The 13210-nt window shown below is 62.8% G+C and carries 18 protein-coding genes and 1 pseudogene; 10 read left to right on the top strand and 9 right to left on the bottom strand.

Annotated elements, in window-relative coordinates:
- Positions 1–138: 138 nt before the first annotated feature.
- Both AC1DEZ_RS00205 and AC1DEZ_RS00200 read right to left on the bottom strand, forming a co-directional pair.
- Positions 139–444: an acyl carrier protein gene (locus AC1DEZ_RS00205; protein WP_476778148.1), complete on the bottom strand. Its 306-nt coding sequence runs from the start codon at positions 442–444 to the stop codon at positions 139–141.
- Positions 445–843: 399 nt separating this feature from the next.
- Positions 844–1143 (bottom strand): hypothetical protein, encoded by a 300-nt coding sequence (locus AC1DEZ_RS00200; protein WP_476778147.1) that lies wholly within the window; start codon positions 1141–1143, stop codon positions 844–846.
- Positions 1144–1429: 286 nt separating this feature from the next.
- Here AC1DEZ_RS00200 and AC1DEZ_RS00195 point away from each other — a divergent pair, with 286 nt between their 5' ends.
- Entirely contained in the window at positions 1430–2659 is a 1230-nt protein-coding gene (locus tag AC1DEZ_RS00195) for an NAD(P)/FAD-dependent oxidoreductase (RefSeq protein WP_476778146.1), read from the top strand.
- A gap of 124 nt (positions 2660–2783) precedes the next feature.
- Complete coding sequence (locus AC1DEZ_RS00190; RefSeq protein ID WP_476778145.1) at positions 2784–3197, top strand: DUF1236 domain-containing protein; 414 nt, start codon at positions 2784–2786, stop codon at positions 3195–3197.
- Positions 3198–3298: 101 nt separating this feature from the next.
- On the opposite strand, the gene AC1DEZ_RS00185 is transcribed toward AC1DEZ_RS00190, so the two are convergent.
- From AC1DEZ_RS00185 to AC1DEZ_RS00175, 3 genes and pseudogenes are all read right to left on the bottom strand, one after another.
- Entirely contained in the window at positions 3299–3559 is a 261-nt protein-coding gene (locus AC1DEZ_RS00185) for a hypothetical protein (protein ID WP_476778144.1), read from the bottom strand.
- Between the two features lie 165 nt (positions 3560–3724).
- Positions 3725–4393, bottom strand: a pseudogene (locus AC1DEZ_RS00180) (UdgX family uracil-DNA binding protein); the annotation flags it as partial.
- Between the two features lie 266 nt (positions 4394–4659).
- Entirely contained in the window at positions 4660–5529 is an 870-nt protein-coding gene (locus tag AC1DEZ_RS00175; protein WP_476778143.1) for a hypothetical protein, read from the bottom strand.
- Between the two features lie 239 nt (positions 5530–5768).
- Here AC1DEZ_RS00175 and AC1DEZ_RS00170 point away from each other — a divergent pair, with 239 nt between their 5' ends.
- The 6 genes from AC1DEZ_RS00170 (at position 5769) to AC1DEZ_RS00145 (ending at position 8249) form a co-directional block, all read left to right on the top strand.
- Positions 5769–5957, top strand: a complete 189-nt coding sequence (locus AC1DEZ_RS00170) for a hypothetical protein (protein ID WP_476778142.1) — start codon at positions 5769–5771, stop codon at positions 5955–5957.
- Positions 5958–6086: 129 nt separating this feature from the next.
- Positions 6087–6296 carry a con-10 family general stress protein gene (locus AC1DEZ_RS00165; RefSeq protein WP_476778141.1) on the top strand — a complete coding sequence of 70 codons (210 nt, stop codon included), beginning with the start codon at positions 6087–6089 and terminating at the stop codon, positions 6294–6296.
- 157 nt (positions 6297–6453) lie between these two features.
- Positions 6454–6768, top strand: a complete 315-nt coding sequence (locus AC1DEZ_RS00160; RefSeq protein WP_476778140.1) for a GNAT family N-acetyltransferase — start codon at positions 6454–6456, stop codon at positions 6766–6768.
- A complete protein-coding gene (locus tag AC1DEZ_RS00155; RefSeq protein WP_476778139.1) occupies positions 6765–7142 on the top strand; it encodes a VOC family protein in 378 nt (125 codons plus the stop codon). Before AC1DEZ_RS00160 ends, AC1DEZ_RS00155 begins: the two co-directional genes overlap by 4 nt.
- A gap of 12 nt (positions 7143–7154) precedes the next feature.
- Positions 7155–7343 carry a DUF3008 family protein gene (locus AC1DEZ_RS00150; protein ID WP_476778138.1) on the top strand — a complete coding sequence of 63 codons (189 nt, stop codon included), beginning with the start codon at positions 7155–7157 and terminating at the stop codon, positions 7341–7343.
- Positions 7344–7391: 48 nt separating this feature from the next.
- Positions 7392–8249: an SDR family oxidoreductase gene (locus AC1DEZ_RS00145; protein ID WP_476778137.1), complete on the top strand. Its 858-nt coding sequence runs from the start codon at positions 7392–7394 to the stop codon at positions 8247–8249.
- A gap of 11 nt (positions 8250–8260) precedes the next feature.
- On the opposite strand, the gene AC1DEZ_RS00140 is transcribed toward AC1DEZ_RS00145, so the two are convergent.
- From AC1DEZ_RS00140 to AC1DEZ_RS00130, 3 genes are all read right to left on the bottom strand, one after another.
- A complete protein-coding gene (locus AC1DEZ_RS00140) occupies positions 8261–8506 on the bottom strand; it encodes a hypothetical protein (protein WP_476778136.1) in 246 nt (81 codons plus the stop codon).
- Between the two features lie 297 nt (positions 8507–8803).
- Positions 8804–9307 carry a YciE/YciF ferroxidase family protein gene (locus tag AC1DEZ_RS00135; RefSeq protein WP_476778135.1) on the bottom strand — a complete coding sequence of 168 codons (504 nt, stop codon included), beginning with the start codon at positions 9305–9307 and terminating at the stop codon, positions 8804–8806.
- Between the two features lie 467 nt (positions 9308–9774).
- Positions 9775–10236, bottom strand: coding sequence for a low affinity iron permease family protein (locus AC1DEZ_RS00130; RefSeq protein WP_476778134.1), 462 nt, complete (start codon positions 10234–10236; stop codon positions 9775–9777).
- A gap of 150 nt (positions 10237–10386) precedes the next feature.
- Between AC1DEZ_RS00130 and AC1DEZ_RS00125 the strand changes: the two genes are divergently transcribed.
- Positions 10387–10932: a phosphatase PAP2 family protein gene (locus AC1DEZ_RS00125; RefSeq protein WP_476778133.1), complete on the top strand. Its 546-nt coding sequence runs from the start codon at positions 10387–10389 to the stop codon at positions 10930–10932.
- Positions 10933–10941: 9 nt separating this feature from the next.
- Entirely contained in the window at positions 10942–11838 is an 897-nt protein-coding gene (locus AC1DEZ_RS00120) for a DUF6328 family protein (protein ID WP_476778132.1), read from the top strand.
- 74 nt (positions 11839–11912) lie between these two features.
- On the opposite strand, the gene AC1DEZ_RS00115 is transcribed toward AC1DEZ_RS00120, so the two are convergent.
- On the bottom strand, positions 11913–13151 hold the full coding sequence (locus AC1DEZ_RS00115) for an NRAMP family divalent metal transporter (RefSeq protein WP_476778131.1): 1239 nt from the start codon (positions 13149–13151) through the stop codon (positions 11913–11915).
- Between the last annotated feature and the right edge of the window lie 59 nt (positions 13152–13210).

The following is a 13210-nucleotide window of genomic DNA, read 5'->3' as shown; positions in this document are numbered from 1 at the left end:
GCTCGGATTTTAGATTTAACTTCCTGGATGCCTGAGCTGCCCTCGCGGCCGGTCAGAACGGAGAACTCATCCGGCCAGCTTTCAGGGGCGAGACGCGATGGCGAAGTAGTTGTGAGATTCGAAGGGCACGGAGAACTCTCAGTTGGCGTTACTCGCGCTTTGGATCCGGCGGCCCATCAGCTCGACCAGCTCGCGGACCGTTCGGCAACGCTGCATGGCTTCATCGGGGATCATGTCGCAATTGTATTCCCGCTCGATCGCATTCCCGATAAGCGTCAGGTCGTCGATCGAGAACCCGATCTCATCGACCGTCGCATGCGGCTCCAAGAGCTCAGGAGCTACCAGGCCCTCCGTTGCGATGATCTCAAGCAGACGATCCACCAAGGCAAGCTCTGTCTGTACCTGATCATCCGGTCCAAGCTTGCCATCCTGGTCAGAGGACATGTTTCGCCCTCCAGACTACTACGGCCAATACGAGCCTCCCAAATTTGGCGCTGTTCAAATGTGCCTTCAAGAGCGCCGGTTATTTCCTAAACGTGGTTGAGGGCTGGCTTAGAGGCGGCGTGGGAGTTTGCCGTTGTCCTCACGACCTGGCTGCCCGACGAACCTGACGCCACTCGGATGGTTCCCTTTTGCCGCGTATCGAGGTGTGAAAGTGTTCGTGGGCGTCGTCGCGCGGCGTGGAGCCTCGGCGGTTCATGACTGCTGGCAGGCCTCCACGTTTTCGAGCCCAAAAATCTACTTACCGGCGAGGTCAGGCCGTCCGGCTGTGAAGATTTGGGCAGCACAATCGCCTAGCGGCAGGCCACCGTAGCCTGACCCCACAACAATACGGCCGGGTGCCTACGCGACATCATGACAATGCCTTGCCAGTTCCTCAACATATTGACGCCGGACCTCGGCGGTATTGGGAAGGCCTCGGTCGTCTATCCACGCGAGGAATTCATCGGGCCGGATTGTTACGATCTCCAGCGCCCTCCCCCTGGCAAGCCATGCATTAACGACCGCAAGAGCGTTGCGATGCCATACCTCGTAGCTTGAGGGCATTTCGTCCCGATCATGGGCTAGTTCCCAGAGACGCGAAAAATCCTCGCGTTCGTACCAGGGCATGGCGACCGTGTAGACTTCGATGGTTGGTTTCATGGCTCTTCCCGGGTGCGCTGTCGATCGAATGAAGCGGACCGGAATTTGAGGCGCCGTCACCTTAGCAACGGCTTGCAGTTGGAGACGGTCCGGGACGGCGAATGGCTTAGCCTTAGGATGCAACCGGGCCTGCACGGTTCAGTTCCACGATCCCATGCTCTTCTTTGCAAGGCGCTGCGTGACCGCGAATCCCTCAGCGGCGTGGCGCGGAACACCGATGCCCATTGCTCGTTCAGTCTATCCAGGCGTGAGGGGCAGATCATGGACGACAAGTTGAGCCCCGAAGATGCTTGATCCGATCCGCTCGGGTCACGACGACCTTCGCAGCGGAGCCGGGCCATGGCGCGCACATCGCCCACCCAGCCGAGTTCTTGAAAAGGATGCTCGCTGCGACATCGTGATTGTGGGCGCTGGCATCACGGGTGCTTTCCTCGCCGAGCACCTGACCGCCCAGGGCCTCGACGTTGCCGTGATCGATCGCGAGCGCGAGGGTTTCGGAAGCACCGCCGCTTCAACGGCCATGCTGCAATGGGAAATCGATTTGCCGCTGCGCGATCTCGTTGCGCTCTACGGCTTTGAGCGCGCTGCCGATGTGTATCGGCTGAGCTTTCAGGCTGTCGAAGGCCTGGGCCGCCTCATCCGCGAGCTTAATCTCTCGTGCGGTTTTTCTTCGCGCCAAACCATTTATCTTGCGGCGGGGGAAAGCGGCCCGCGCGAGCTCCGGGAAGAGATTGCCGTGCGAATGCGGGCCGGGTTACCCGGCGACTTCATCGAGCATAAGGTGCTGCGCGAGGCTTTCGGCTTTGATCGGCCGGCTGCTATCGTTTCGCCGGGTTCGGCCGAAGCCGATCCGCTCAGTCTTTGTCACGGCCTCCTCGCCGCAGCCGTGCGGCGAGGAGCGAGACTGATCCGCGACGAGGCAGTTGCCTTCGACACCACTATCCGTAGCGCTGCTGTCACGCTCGGCAGCGGGCGGCTCGTAGAGGCCGACCGGATCGTGCTTGCCACCGGCTATGTCATGCCGGAGGTCGTCCGTGACGGCCTCCATCACGTCGCATCAAGCTGGGCAATCGCGACCGTCCCGCAAGCACCTCGGATACTTTGGCCAGGTCCGGCACTGATATGGGAAGCCTCAAAAGACTACTGCTACTGCCGCACTACGGCGGATGGCCGTATTATCTTCGGCGGTGAGGACGAGGAATTCAGCGATCCGGATCGGCGGGAAGCCCTCGGACCGGAGAAGACGAAGGCCTTGCAGTCGCGACTGCATGCCATGATACCGATGGCCGACCTTGACCTCGATCGAGCCTGGTCCGGGGCCTTCGGCCAGACGCAGGACGGCCTGCCGCTCATCGGAAGCGTCCCGGGCCACCCCCGTCTCCTCGCCGCCTATGGCTACGGCGGCAATGGGATCACCTTCAGCTTCTTGGCCGCGAAGATGATCGGGCAGTTGGTCCACGGCGTGGAATGGCCATGGTTCAGCGCATTTGCGATCGACCGCGATCGTATTCGCTAGGGCGTCAATTGGCACTGTTGGCGCTCGGTATTCGTCCCGACGCCGGCGATGACGAAGCCGCTGGGAACAGTTCAAGCGAATTCTAAGTTATGCCCTCCATCTGGGGTAACCAGGAGATCGACTGATGAAGAAGATCATTCTCGTTGCAGCCGCCGTAATCGCTCCGATGGCGGTTCTTGCCCAAAATCCCGAAGGCGCGCGCGGTGGCGCCGCTGCTGGAGCGGCGACCGGCGCAGTCGGCGGCGCAATCGTCGGCGGACCGGTCGGGGCTGTCGTGGGCGGTGTCGGAGGCGCTGTCGTCGGTGGCATCGCGGGCGATGCCACGCCGCGCTTCAAGACCTACGTCCGCGCCCATGAAGTTCCGTCCTACACCTATCGCGAAGACGTTCGCGTAGGCGCGGTGCTGCCGGAGAGCGGCGTGACCTATCGCGAGGTACCGGCCGAATTCGGCACCAAGGGCTATCGCTACACCGTCGTCAACGATCGCACGGTGATCGTCGAGCCCAAGACGCGCAAGATCATCCAGGTTATCGAATAAGGCTCCTATTGGCCCCCGTGCCCTTAAGCTCGGGGGCCAATGCGACACGGACCAGGCCTTCCAACTCCGCGTTCCCGGGACATGCTTTGGAACTGCGGTGCCTAAGCAGAGGACTCGTCGTTCTCCGTCTTGAGCGGCAATAGAGGTGGCGCAGTTGCCTCGAACTGCTCCGCCGCCCTTCCGGGGATATCGTCCTGTTCTCCCTGCCGCCACAGCGCCGCAACGATATAGGCGAGCCGCTCTCTTTCCGCCGGTGCTTTGAGCGGATCGTGAGTATGTCGCTCTCCCAAGATGGTCCACGCCTGCTCAAGTGCGGCCTCGAGCCGTACAAGATCCTCAGGCGATGCGAAGCTGAACGGCATAGGCTTTCCTGAGACCGTGCCGACGGGGTTTCGTTTTATATAGCAATCGGACGGTCCATGCCGCGGCCGCGGAAAACGTGCGTTCTCCCCGGAGAGGTATGCGGACGCACCGGATCACCCACCCGAGGCGTTCCTGATAAAAGCCTTGGATCAGGCGGGACCACGTCAGGCGGATGCGAGCCGAAGGGCCTGACGAAGATCTGCAACGAACGCATCAAAGGCCTGTGCCCGGCCCTCCTGCTCCGGCAGCCGCAGCAGGTAGGAGGGATGGACGGTCATGAAGCCCGGCCTGTCTCCGAAGTGCGTCGCGCCGCGATTGCGTGAGATCGGCAAAGCCTTTCCGGCCAGCGCGAGAACAGCGGTCGCACCCAATGCGACGACGATACGCGGATTCACGAATTCCAGCTCCCGCTCCAGCCACCAGCGATAATGTCTGACTTCGCCGGCAGTCGGTCGCTGGTGAATCCGCCGCTTGCCGCGTTGCTCGAATTTGAAGTGCTTGACGGCATTGGTGAGATAGCTGGAGCGACGTTCGATCCCGGCCTCCTTCAAGGCGCGGTCGAGCAAGTGGCCAGCGGGCCCGACGAAGGGGCGCCCCTGCCTGTCTTCCTGGTCGCCGGGCTGTTCTCCCACGAAGGCGATGGCCGCGCCCTTTGGGCCTTCGCCGAGAACGGCACGTGTGGCGCCCGGGACAAGCGAAGCCGACGCGGCGATAGCCGCATTCAGTTCCTCCAGGTTTGACAAGCTCCGGGCATTTTCAGGGATCGCGTCATCGCGGACGGGCATCGGCGAATCCAGTCGCTTAGCGATCGCCCTTCCGGCGATGCTCCTCAGTGCGTTGTCGAGCATTTGCTTCCGAGATCACCGCAGGGCCTTTCACGGCATTCTCCGTCGGCTCTTCGCGGCGCTCGGCCGGGCGCTGGTCCGGCTCGGTGGGGCCATTGGTGCTGCCATTCCGCTTGGGTTTCTTTTCAGCCATCGCATGTCCTTTCGATCCTGATGCTCCAGCAACTCTGCGGCGCCGGGGTCGGTTCGGGGACCGATAACGAAAATACGCCCGGCCGCTGAGGCGGCCGGGCGGAACGGATCTTCCCGCCCGATCACAGGACGGGTTGGCTCCGAAGATTCTCGTCACGGTGTTCACCACCCAGGATCGCCGCCCAGGATGCGGCAGCGGCGCCGACGAGCAATGCGGCCGCGGTGAGGAACGCCGTCAGCACCGCGATCTTGCGCGCGCGTTCGGCTGCCTGCTTGGCGGTTTCCTTGGCCTGCGAGAGTCGGGCATAGGCATCGTCGATGCGTTTCTGGGCATCCTGCTCGCTGATGCCGGACCGTGCGGCGAGCCGCGCCGCGAGATAATCCCGGTCACCCTGCTCGATCTTGCCGTTCTTGAGCGCGTTGACGAAGATCCTTGAGGCTTCGTCGCGTTCCTGGGCGGTTGGCGGCTGCTGGCCATTCGCGCGCATGACATTGTCGAGCGCCATCGCGAGCGGATCGACATTCTGGGAGACCAGCGACGCCACGCCCGAGCTGGCGGTCGCGACACCGCCGGCGGCCGTCTTGGCGGCGCCGAAGAGTGACGAAGTGGCGACGATGGTGATCAGGAGCGCCCCGGTCGCCCAGACGAGGAGGCCATGGGTCGCGTCGCGCACCTTCCGCTCCTCTCCATTGGCATCGAAGCTCGGCTGCCGCATGCGGCCTGCGAGATAGCCACCCGCCATCGTGGCGGAGGCCATGACCCACAGTGCCCAGAGCGCGCCCGCAATCGCCAGGGCGGTCGCGCTCGAACTCTTCTCGAAATCGGCGGAGACCATCGACAGGCCGATCGCCGAACCGAAGACGGTCATGATGGTGGAAATGGCGGTCGCGATCACCGCGCCGCCGATGATCGGCCCCCATTGCACATAGGAGCGGTTCTCCTTGTTGACGGTCACGGGGGCGACGACGACGTCCGTTCCAGACATGGACATGGCGAATTCCTATCGAAGACCGAGGAACGACAGGATGGCCATGATGACCACCACGAGACCGACGAGGTAGATGATACTGTCCATGAGCCCCTCCTGCTGACGCAGGCAAACAGTCGTCGGAGCGGATTGGTTCCTGACCGCCGCAAGCGGAGAAACTCGCGCCGAGCAGCGAGCGAGACCGGAACCGCTGGGAAGGAAGTCCGTTCACCTCCGGGGGGCATTCCAGACAGGAGGCACCCATGCGAGACGGCGAAGGCAACAAGCTCAGCCCCGAAGAGCAGCAGCGCGTGAAATCGATCCAGGGCGATCCGGGCAAGGACGCCACCACGAAGGTCTCGATCAACCCGGATCCCGAAAAGGATACAGGCGACGCCGACAAGCCGAAGGTGAAGCCAGGCGACAAGCCCGCTGCGGGGGTGGGCGAATAGGCACAGTTTTTTCGGAACAGGCTGCGGCGGCACCCGTTGATTCAATGACCGGCATGAATGTCGGTCTTCCCAGAACCTCAACCCGAGATTCTCCGGTCTCCCGGAGAGCAACCTATGGAGAGAGTGGATATGGCTCAGCAAGGTTTCGCCCAGGATCCGAAGAAGGCTGCCGAGGCCGGCAGGAAGGGTGGCGAGCACAGCCACGACCGCCAGCAGACCCAGGCCCATTCGGATCGTTCGCAGCATGGCTCGCCAGACGGCCAGCGCGGCGGTTCCGGCAACTTCGCTAATGACCGCGAGCGGGCGGCGGAAGCCGGCCGCAAGGGCGGCAAGCACTAGTTTTCCGTCATCGTGCGGATTGGGTGGGCGAGTCCTTCGGGGCTCGCCCTTTTTCCGTCCGATCGCCAGCCGGATGTCCCGTCGGAGGAGCGATCATCAAAGGGAACTCGCAGCCAGTCCATGTGTTCGTCTTCGCATAGCCAGATCGAGGACCGCGATGCAGGGGTTTCAGCAATCGGATTGGGCGATCGCCGACCATCCGGCCGACAATCGTTTCGTGATGAGCTTTCCTGACGGGGTGGCGTTCGCCGTGTATGGCAGGCTCGACGACGACTTGATCGTTTCGCATACCGAGGTGCCCGCGCCTTTTCGCGGACGCGGCATCGGCGAGCGCCTCGTCGAAGGGATTTTCCGCCTGGCGCGAGAACGCGGACAGCGCATGGTCCCGGCCTGCGGTTTCGTGGCTGATTGGGCGCATCGTCATCCCGGGTATCACGATGTGCTGGCGGCACCGGAGGGAGCGCGGCGATGATCGACCACATCTCCGTCGGGACGAATAACCTCGCCCGCGCCCGCGAATTCTATGACAGTGTCCTTGGCTGCCTCGGCCTGCGGTTGCTTCAAAGCAGCGAGCACTCGGCCGATTACGGCGTGGCCAGCATCCTGTTCAGCGTCGAAACACCGCTCGACGGTCACCCGGCGACGCGCGGAAACGGCATGCATGTCGCATTCGCGGTTGGTCGGCGCGAACTTGTCGAGACATTCCACCGGATAGCCCTTGCCCATGGCGGCCGCGATGCCGGAGCGCCGGGGCTGCGCCCCGAATACGACGCCCATTACTTCGGGGCGTTCGTGTTCGACCCCGACGGCAACAAGATCGAGGCCGTCACCCGCTCGTCCCAGTGAAGGAGCAATACGATGCCTGCGAAATCAGCCTCACAGCAGAAGGCCGCAGGAGCCGCTTTGGCGGCCAAGCGCGGCGACATGAAGAAGAGCGAGCTCAAGGGGGCCTCCAAATCAATGGAGAGGTCGATGAGCGAGACCGAATTGGAGAAGATGGCTTCGACCAAGCGCAAGGGAAAGCCGGAGCACGCTTCCAAGCACTGACCCCGTCAACGTGGAGGCCGTGCGGCTTCCGCCAGCAGGAGAGTCGCGATGACCGCGCGTTTCGAGCCCCCCTTCCCTGAACAGAAGCAACCGATGCCGGGGAAGACCGCCGCGATGACGCCGCGGCCGGACCATGGCGAGACGAGCTATGTCGGCTCGGGCCGCCTCAAGGGCAAGCGCGCCATCATCACCGGCGGTGACAGCGGCATCGGCAGAGCTGTTGCCATCGCATTCGCGCGGGAAGGCGCTGACCTCCTGATCTCCTATCTCAGCGAAGATGAGGATGCGGCCGAGACCGCCGAATGGATCGCGAAGGCGGGACAGAAGGCGGTTTTGCTGCCCGGCGACATCCAGCATCCCGCGCATTGCCGTGCCATCGTCAAGCGGGCCGTGGAGGAGTTCGGCGGCATCGATATCCTCGTGAACAACGCCGCGCATCAGGCGAGCTTCGACGCCATCGACGAGATCTCGGACGAGGAATGGCAGCTCACCTTCGCGGTGAACATCCACGCGATGTTCTACCTGACCAAGGCCGCCGTTCCGCACATGAAGCCGGGCTCCTGCATCATCAACACGGCTTCCGTGAATGCCGACAAGCCGAACCCCAGCCTGCTCGCCTATGCGGCGACGAAGGGCGCGATACAGAATTTCACGGGTGGGCTCGCGCAACTGCTCGCCGACAAGGACATCCGCGCCAATGCGGTGGCGCCCGGGCCGATCTGGACGCCGCTCATCCCCTCGACCCTTCCGGCAGAGAGCGTCAGCAACTTCGGCAAGCAGGTGCCGATGCAGCGCCCCGGCCAGCCGGCGGAGCTCGCGACGGCCTATGTCATGCTGGCAGATCCGCTCTCGAGCTACGTCTCAGGAGCTACCATCGCCGTCACCGGCGGGCATCCGATCCTGTAGTCGCACGCGGCTTAATTGTCTTCGAGCTTCCCTAGATTCCCCGGCAGTCCCGAGAAGGGAAGATCATCCGGCCTGAGCAAACTGTCGGACGGCTCCGGGCCGTGGCTGTTCTCGCCCTTGTGCGCCTCATCCCAGCCCCGGATCTCGTCTGCAAGCTGTTGAAACTCGGTCGCCTGGGGAGACCCTTCGGGCGCGTCGCTCAGCGCGGCGGCGCGCTGTACGGCCGCCTCATACTCTTCGTGGGTCCTGAGCGTCATGGCCGAGGGTCCAATTCGGGTGGGTTGCTGGCGGCCGCCTCGTCGAGGAGTTGGGAGGCGGCTCGGGACAAGGCTGGCGACGGAGCCATGCCTTCCTGAAGATGCCATTCCACGAAGTCGCGGCTGGTTCCGGCCCGTTCCGCCAAGAGCGCCACCCAGTCACGATGCGGGAACGCTGCATTCATGTGCAGAGCAAGCTCCCGTCCGGAAGCAACAGACTCTGACGAATTCATCGCACCCTCCTGTATTCCGAAAGAGAAGAAGGCCCCACCGGAATTCCCGGCGGGGCCTCAGTTTTCAAGCAGCCTTGCGGTTGACGCCGTTTAACGCCAGCTTCGTCAGCTTCTCGTCGGTCGCAGCTTCCTCGTCGAGGTTCTGCTTCAGGAGCGACGCGCAGTCGTTGCGCCCGAGCTGCTTCGCCCAGGCAACCAACGTGCCGTAGCGCGTGATCTCGTAGTGCTCGACAGCCTGTGCGGCGGCGATTAGGGCGGCATCAAGCACCTGCTTGTCCTCGACCTCGCCGGCGACGTCATTGGCCTCTTCGAGAATGCCGTCGATCGCCGGGCAGGTAACGCCCTTCTCCTCGACGCCATGAAGGCGGAAAACCTCCTTCAGGCGGACGATCTGGCCCTCGGTTTCCCGCTGGTGCGTTTCGAAGCCGCGCTTCAGCTCCGCGCTGGTCGCCTTCGCGGCCATGTCGGGCAACGCCTTCTTGATCTGGTGCTCGGCGTAATAGATGTCCCGTAAGGTATGGACGAAGAGGTCGTCCATCGTGGCGATGTCCTTTGAAAACCAACCCATTGGATTCTCCGTCTGGTGCAATCCCCCAGTCCGTGAAACTCGAACGAGTCGATCCGATGGTTGTTCCCGCAAAATGAGCCATCGCCTGGTCCCGGGGCGTTCGTGCCGTTCCGAGCTCCTCAATGAGCGGCCCTATCCTGAATGCCAGGGCGATACACCGTCCGGCCTTCCCACGAAGTCCTCAGCCAATCTCTTCTCCTCAAGCCGGTGGCTCTGAACTCTTGCCTCTGCCAGCGCCATATCGAGAAAATAGGAAACGCTGCCGAGTTCCAGGATGGAGGCCAAGTCTCGCACGTCCAAGATTGCGCGATCATCTCGTCGATTTGCCCCGACGTCAGACTTTGATGCTTCACTACCGTTCTGCCCCTTGCCGCAAGGGCAGGTTATGCGGTTAGCCGGCATGGTTGCAAGGCAGGCAGCCCGCGCTCGCAAAGCGAGTCGCTGAGCCAACGCGGGACGGTATCCGATTACTGGATGCGCGGGTCCGAGGAAGAGTCGGATTCGGTCGACGACGCTTCATCGGTAGCGACAACGCGCTTGCGCGCCCGGCGGGCGCGGCGGCAAAAATCCTTTTGCATCTCTTCCAGTCGAGCCTGATCGAGTTCCTCCAGATCGAGCATTTCGTCGCGGGCGCCCTCCAGCTTCACGATCAGTTCGTCCAGCTTGATCTGCATCGCGGCGGTATCGCGGTTCTGACTGTTCTGGATCACGAAGACCATCAGGAAGGTCACGATCGTCGTCGAGGTGTTGATGACCAACTGCCAAGTGTCGCTGTAGCCGAAAAAGGGCCCTGATAGCGCCCAGAGTACGACCAGCGCCAAGGCAATGAAGAACGTCTCGGGTCTGCCCGTCCATGCCGCGGCCTTGTGGGCGAATCTTGTGAAGATCGAGGTCTTCCTGGAGGAAGAGTCGTTATCGTGACGGGGCATGTCGAGCCTCCATGAAGAGCATCACAGAAACCGGGTTCTCCATCCGATGTTCCGGCAGACGGTCAGGGTTCCAGCCCTCCACGGACACCGGCGAACAACCTCCGCTCAGCCTCGTTCCTGCTGCGTGGATGAGGTGGCGTTATGAAACGTTTGCATCTTGCGGCCTTCGGCTTCGATCGGCCCATCGCCAAGGTCATCGCCAGGGGCAGTTCCCCGGGGCTCGAGCGACCGCTGAAGTTGCTGACCCGAATCGCGGATGAGTACTTTCTGCTTCCGGCGGTCTCGCTTTACTGGCTTGCATCGCGCGGGGGGCAGCCCTCCCGTCGCCGTACCGCGAACCATCTACTCCTGACGGTGGCCACGACGACGGTGCTGCCGCATCTTCTCAAGAAGGTCATTGCCCAGGAAAGGCCGGATCGACTGGAAATCCATGGCGATCGCCATGGCGTGCCCCGCTCCGGGAAAGCCTTCGATGCATTTCCCTCAGGGCATGCCGTTCACATGGGAGCGCTCGCTGCCGCTCTATCGAGGATGGTTCCCTCTCATCGCATGCTCATCTGGAGCGTCGCCTCGTTCCTCGCGCTGACTCGCGTGGGATTGCTGGCGCACTGGCTCAGCGATGTCCTGGCCGGAGAGGCCTTGGGCGTCGTGACCGAGAGCCTGGTGCACGCTGTCGATCGGAACCCGAAGGCTTGAAGTGCGCAAATGGCTCTCGCCGACCGAACCAAGACTGCCCTGGATGAATCCCGCATGATGATGCTGGGTGCCCAAATCCTTTTGGGCTTTCAATTCCAGGCGCCGTTCCAGGACGGGTTCTCGAAGGTATCGAGCAATGAGAAGGCGGTCGAGCTCGGCGTCCTGGGCTTGATCATCGTCGTCGTCGGGTTGCTGATAACCCCGAGCGCCCATCATCGGATCGCGCAGGACGGCGAGGCCAGTTCCCGCTTCATCGAGTTTCTAACCCGAATATCGGCGGCCACCCTGCCTGCCTTCGCGGTCGCGATCGGCCTTGATCTCGGGCTTGCCGGAACGCGGATCGCCGGTCTCATTGCGGGGATTGCTGGCGCCGTGCTGGGCGCAGCGCTGCCGCTGGCGATCTGGTTCGGGCCATTACTCTTTCATCATCCGAGCGAGGACGAGACGATGCCGACCTCCGATAAGAAAACCCCTCTCGACGCCAAGATCGACTATGTGCTGACCGAGGCGCGTGTCGTTCTCCCGGGAGCTCAGGCCCTGCTCGGGTTCCAGCTTGCCATCGTGCTGACCAATAGCTTCGAGCAGTTATCGCCCAGCCTGAAGGTGATCCATGGCCTCGCCTTGGGATTGATCGCGCTCGCGACCGCGCTCCTGATCGCCCCAGCGGCTTACCATCGCCTCGTCTACGCTGGCCGGAACGAACCCGAATTCCATCGCCTGGCGAGCCGGCTCCTGCTCCTCGCTACCGTGTTCCTTGCCCTGGGGCTTGCGACCGATGCCTATGTCGTGGTTTCGAAGATCATCCACCACGCTTGGATGGCAGCCTCAAGCGCAATCACTGTCGCCGTCCTGCTCCTTGGGCTCTGGCACATATGGCCTTGGTGGCGTCGATCAGCCGTAGATTAAGAAGCCCGTGAGCTCCTGCGAGATGGCCGAGACCCCTTGGTGGTTTCGAAAGGTCCGGCCCGGCAGGCTCTCCCTCAAATCGCGGTAATCGCCATGCCGACGACGGCCGCGGCCATTGCCGCAGTGGCAAGCCAGCCGAGTACCTTCAGCGCGTGCCCGATGACGAACTGCTTCATGATCTTCGGATCCGATGCCAGTAGCATCAGGATCACCATGATCGGCACGGCGACGACGCCGTTGATGATGGCGCTCCAGACCAAGGCCTTGATCGGGTCGACCGACGTGAAGTTCAGGACCACGCCTATAGCCGTCGCTATCGAGACGGCAAGGTAGAAAGCCTTCGCCTCACGCGGCTCCCGGGAAAGCCCCACCGGCCATTTGGCCGCCTCTCCGATCGCATAGGCTGCCGATCCGGCCAGTACCGGAACGGCAAGGATTCCGGTCCCGAGGATACCGAGCGCGAAGATCACCTTCGCGAAAGAGCCCGCGATCGGCTCCAGCGCCTTGGCGGCATCGACCGAACTCTGGATGTCCGTCAATCCCGCCGGGTTCAAGGTCGAGGCTGTCGTCGTCACGATCGCGAGCGCAATCAGATTGGAAATCGCCATGCCGATCACGGTGTCGAGCTGAATTCTTTCGCGCGCGGGTTCCGCCTGTTCGGGATGGTCGACGAGAGGCTCTTCCCTCGGCTTCTCCTTGAGGTCCTCCGCCTCTTGCGAAGCCTGCCAGAAAAACAGGTAGGGGCTGATGGTGGTCCCGAAGATCGCGACGACGATCGACAAGTAGTCGGCACTGAAGGAAAGTCTGGGAAGCACGATGCTGGTGGCAACTGCCAGCCAGTCGACCTTTACGACGAACAATGTCGCGACATAGGTGAGCAGGACCAGCGAGAGCCACTTCAACACCGCGACGTAACGCTTGTACTCGAGCAGAACCTGCAAGCCGATGCAGATCGCGCCGAAGACGACGACGTAGATGTGGGCGGGGCCGCCGACCAGCATCCTCAGGGCATCGCCCATCGCGCCGAGATCGGCGCCGATATTGATCACGTTGGCGACGAGCAGCGGAACGGTCACGGCGTAGGCGACCCAGCTAGGATAGCAGCGGGCGATGTTCCCGGCGATTCCGTGGCCGGTCGTCCGTCCGACGCGGGCACTGATGATCTGGATCGCTACCATCAAGGGATAGGTCAGGACGAGCGTCCAACTTGCGGCATGGCCAAACTGGGCACCCGCCTGGGAATACGTCGCGATCCCGCTGGGATCGTCATCTGACGCCCCCGTGACCAAGCCCGGTCCCAACAGCTTCAGCAACCGGGGCTTGCTGGGTTCGACGACCGGATCTCGCGCGGACCCGGGAGCGGATCGAGAGG

This window comes from Allobosea sp. 10L422 (genome assembly GCF_056395345.1).
Note: the sequence above shows the minus strand (reverse complement) of the source record. Positions and strands in the feature narration are given on the sequence as shown.

Bases quoted from the DNA above. Each gene is read 5' to 3' on its own strand.
- AC1DEZ_RS00120 (WP_476778132.1), top strand. From the start codon at position 10,942: ATGGCTCTCGCCGACCGAACCAAGACTGCCCTGGATGAATCCCGCATG.
- AC1DEZ_RS00190 (WP_476778145.1), top strand. From the start codon at position 2,784: ATGAAGAAGATCATTCTCGTTGCAGCCGCCGTAATCGCTCCGATGGCG.
- AC1DEZ_RS00170 (WP_476778142.1), top strand. From the start codon at position 5,769: ATGCGAGACGGCGAAGGCAACAAGCTCAGCCCCGAAGAGCAGCAGCGC.
- AC1DEZ_RS00165 (WP_476778141.1), top strand. From the start codon at position 6,087: ATGGCTCAGCAAGGTTTCGCCCAGGATCCGAAGAAGGCTGCCGAGGCC.
- AC1DEZ_RS00195 (WP_476778146.1), top strand. From the start codon at position 1,430: ATGCTTGATCCGATCCGCTCGGGTCACGACGACCTTCGCAGCGGAGCC.
- AC1DEZ_RS00175 (WP_476778143.1), bottom strand. From the start codon at position 5,529: ATGTCCATGTCTGGAACGGACGTCGTCGTCGCCCCCGTGACCGTCAAC.
- AC1DEZ_RS00160 (WP_476778140.1), top strand. From the start codon at position 6,454: ATGCAGGGGTTTCAGCAATCGGATTGGGCGATCGCCGACCATCCGGCC.
- AC1DEZ_RS00140 (WP_476778136.1), bottom strand. From the start codon at position 8,506: ATGACGCTCAGGACCCACGAAGAGTATGAGGCGGCCGTACAGCGCGCC.
- AC1DEZ_RS00200 (WP_476778147.1), bottom strand. From the start codon at position 1,143: ATGAAACCAACCATCGAAGTCTACACGGTCGCCATGCCCTGGTACGAA.
- AC1DEZ_RS00135 (WP_476778135.1), bottom strand. From the start codon at position 9,307: ATGGGTTGGTTTTCAAAGGACATCGCCACGATGGACGACCTCTTCGTC.
- AC1DEZ_RS00155 (WP_476778139.1), top strand. From the start codon at position 6,765: ATGATCGACCACATCTCCGTCGGGACGAATAACCTCGCCCGCGCCCGC.
- AC1DEZ_RS00130 (WP_476778134.1), bottom strand. From the start codon at position 10,236: ATGCCCCGTCACGATAACGACTCTTCCTCCAGGAAGACCTCGATCTTC.
- AC1DEZ_RS00205 (WP_476778148.1), bottom strand. From the start codon at position 444: ATGTCCTCTGACCAGGATGGCAAGCTTGGACCGGATGATCAGGTACAG.
- AC1DEZ_RS00150 (WP_476778138.1), top strand. From the start codon at position 7,155: ATGCCTGCGAAATCAGCCTCACAGCAGAAGGCCGCAGGAGCCGCTTTG.
- AC1DEZ_RS00145 (WP_476778137.1), top strand. From the start codon at position 7,392: ATGACCGCGCGTTTCGAGCCCCCCTTCCCTGAACAGAAGCAACCGATG.
- AC1DEZ_RS00185 (WP_476778144.1), bottom strand. From the start codon at position 3,559: ATGCCGTTCAGCTTCGCATCGCCTGAGGATCTTGTACGGCTCGAGGCC.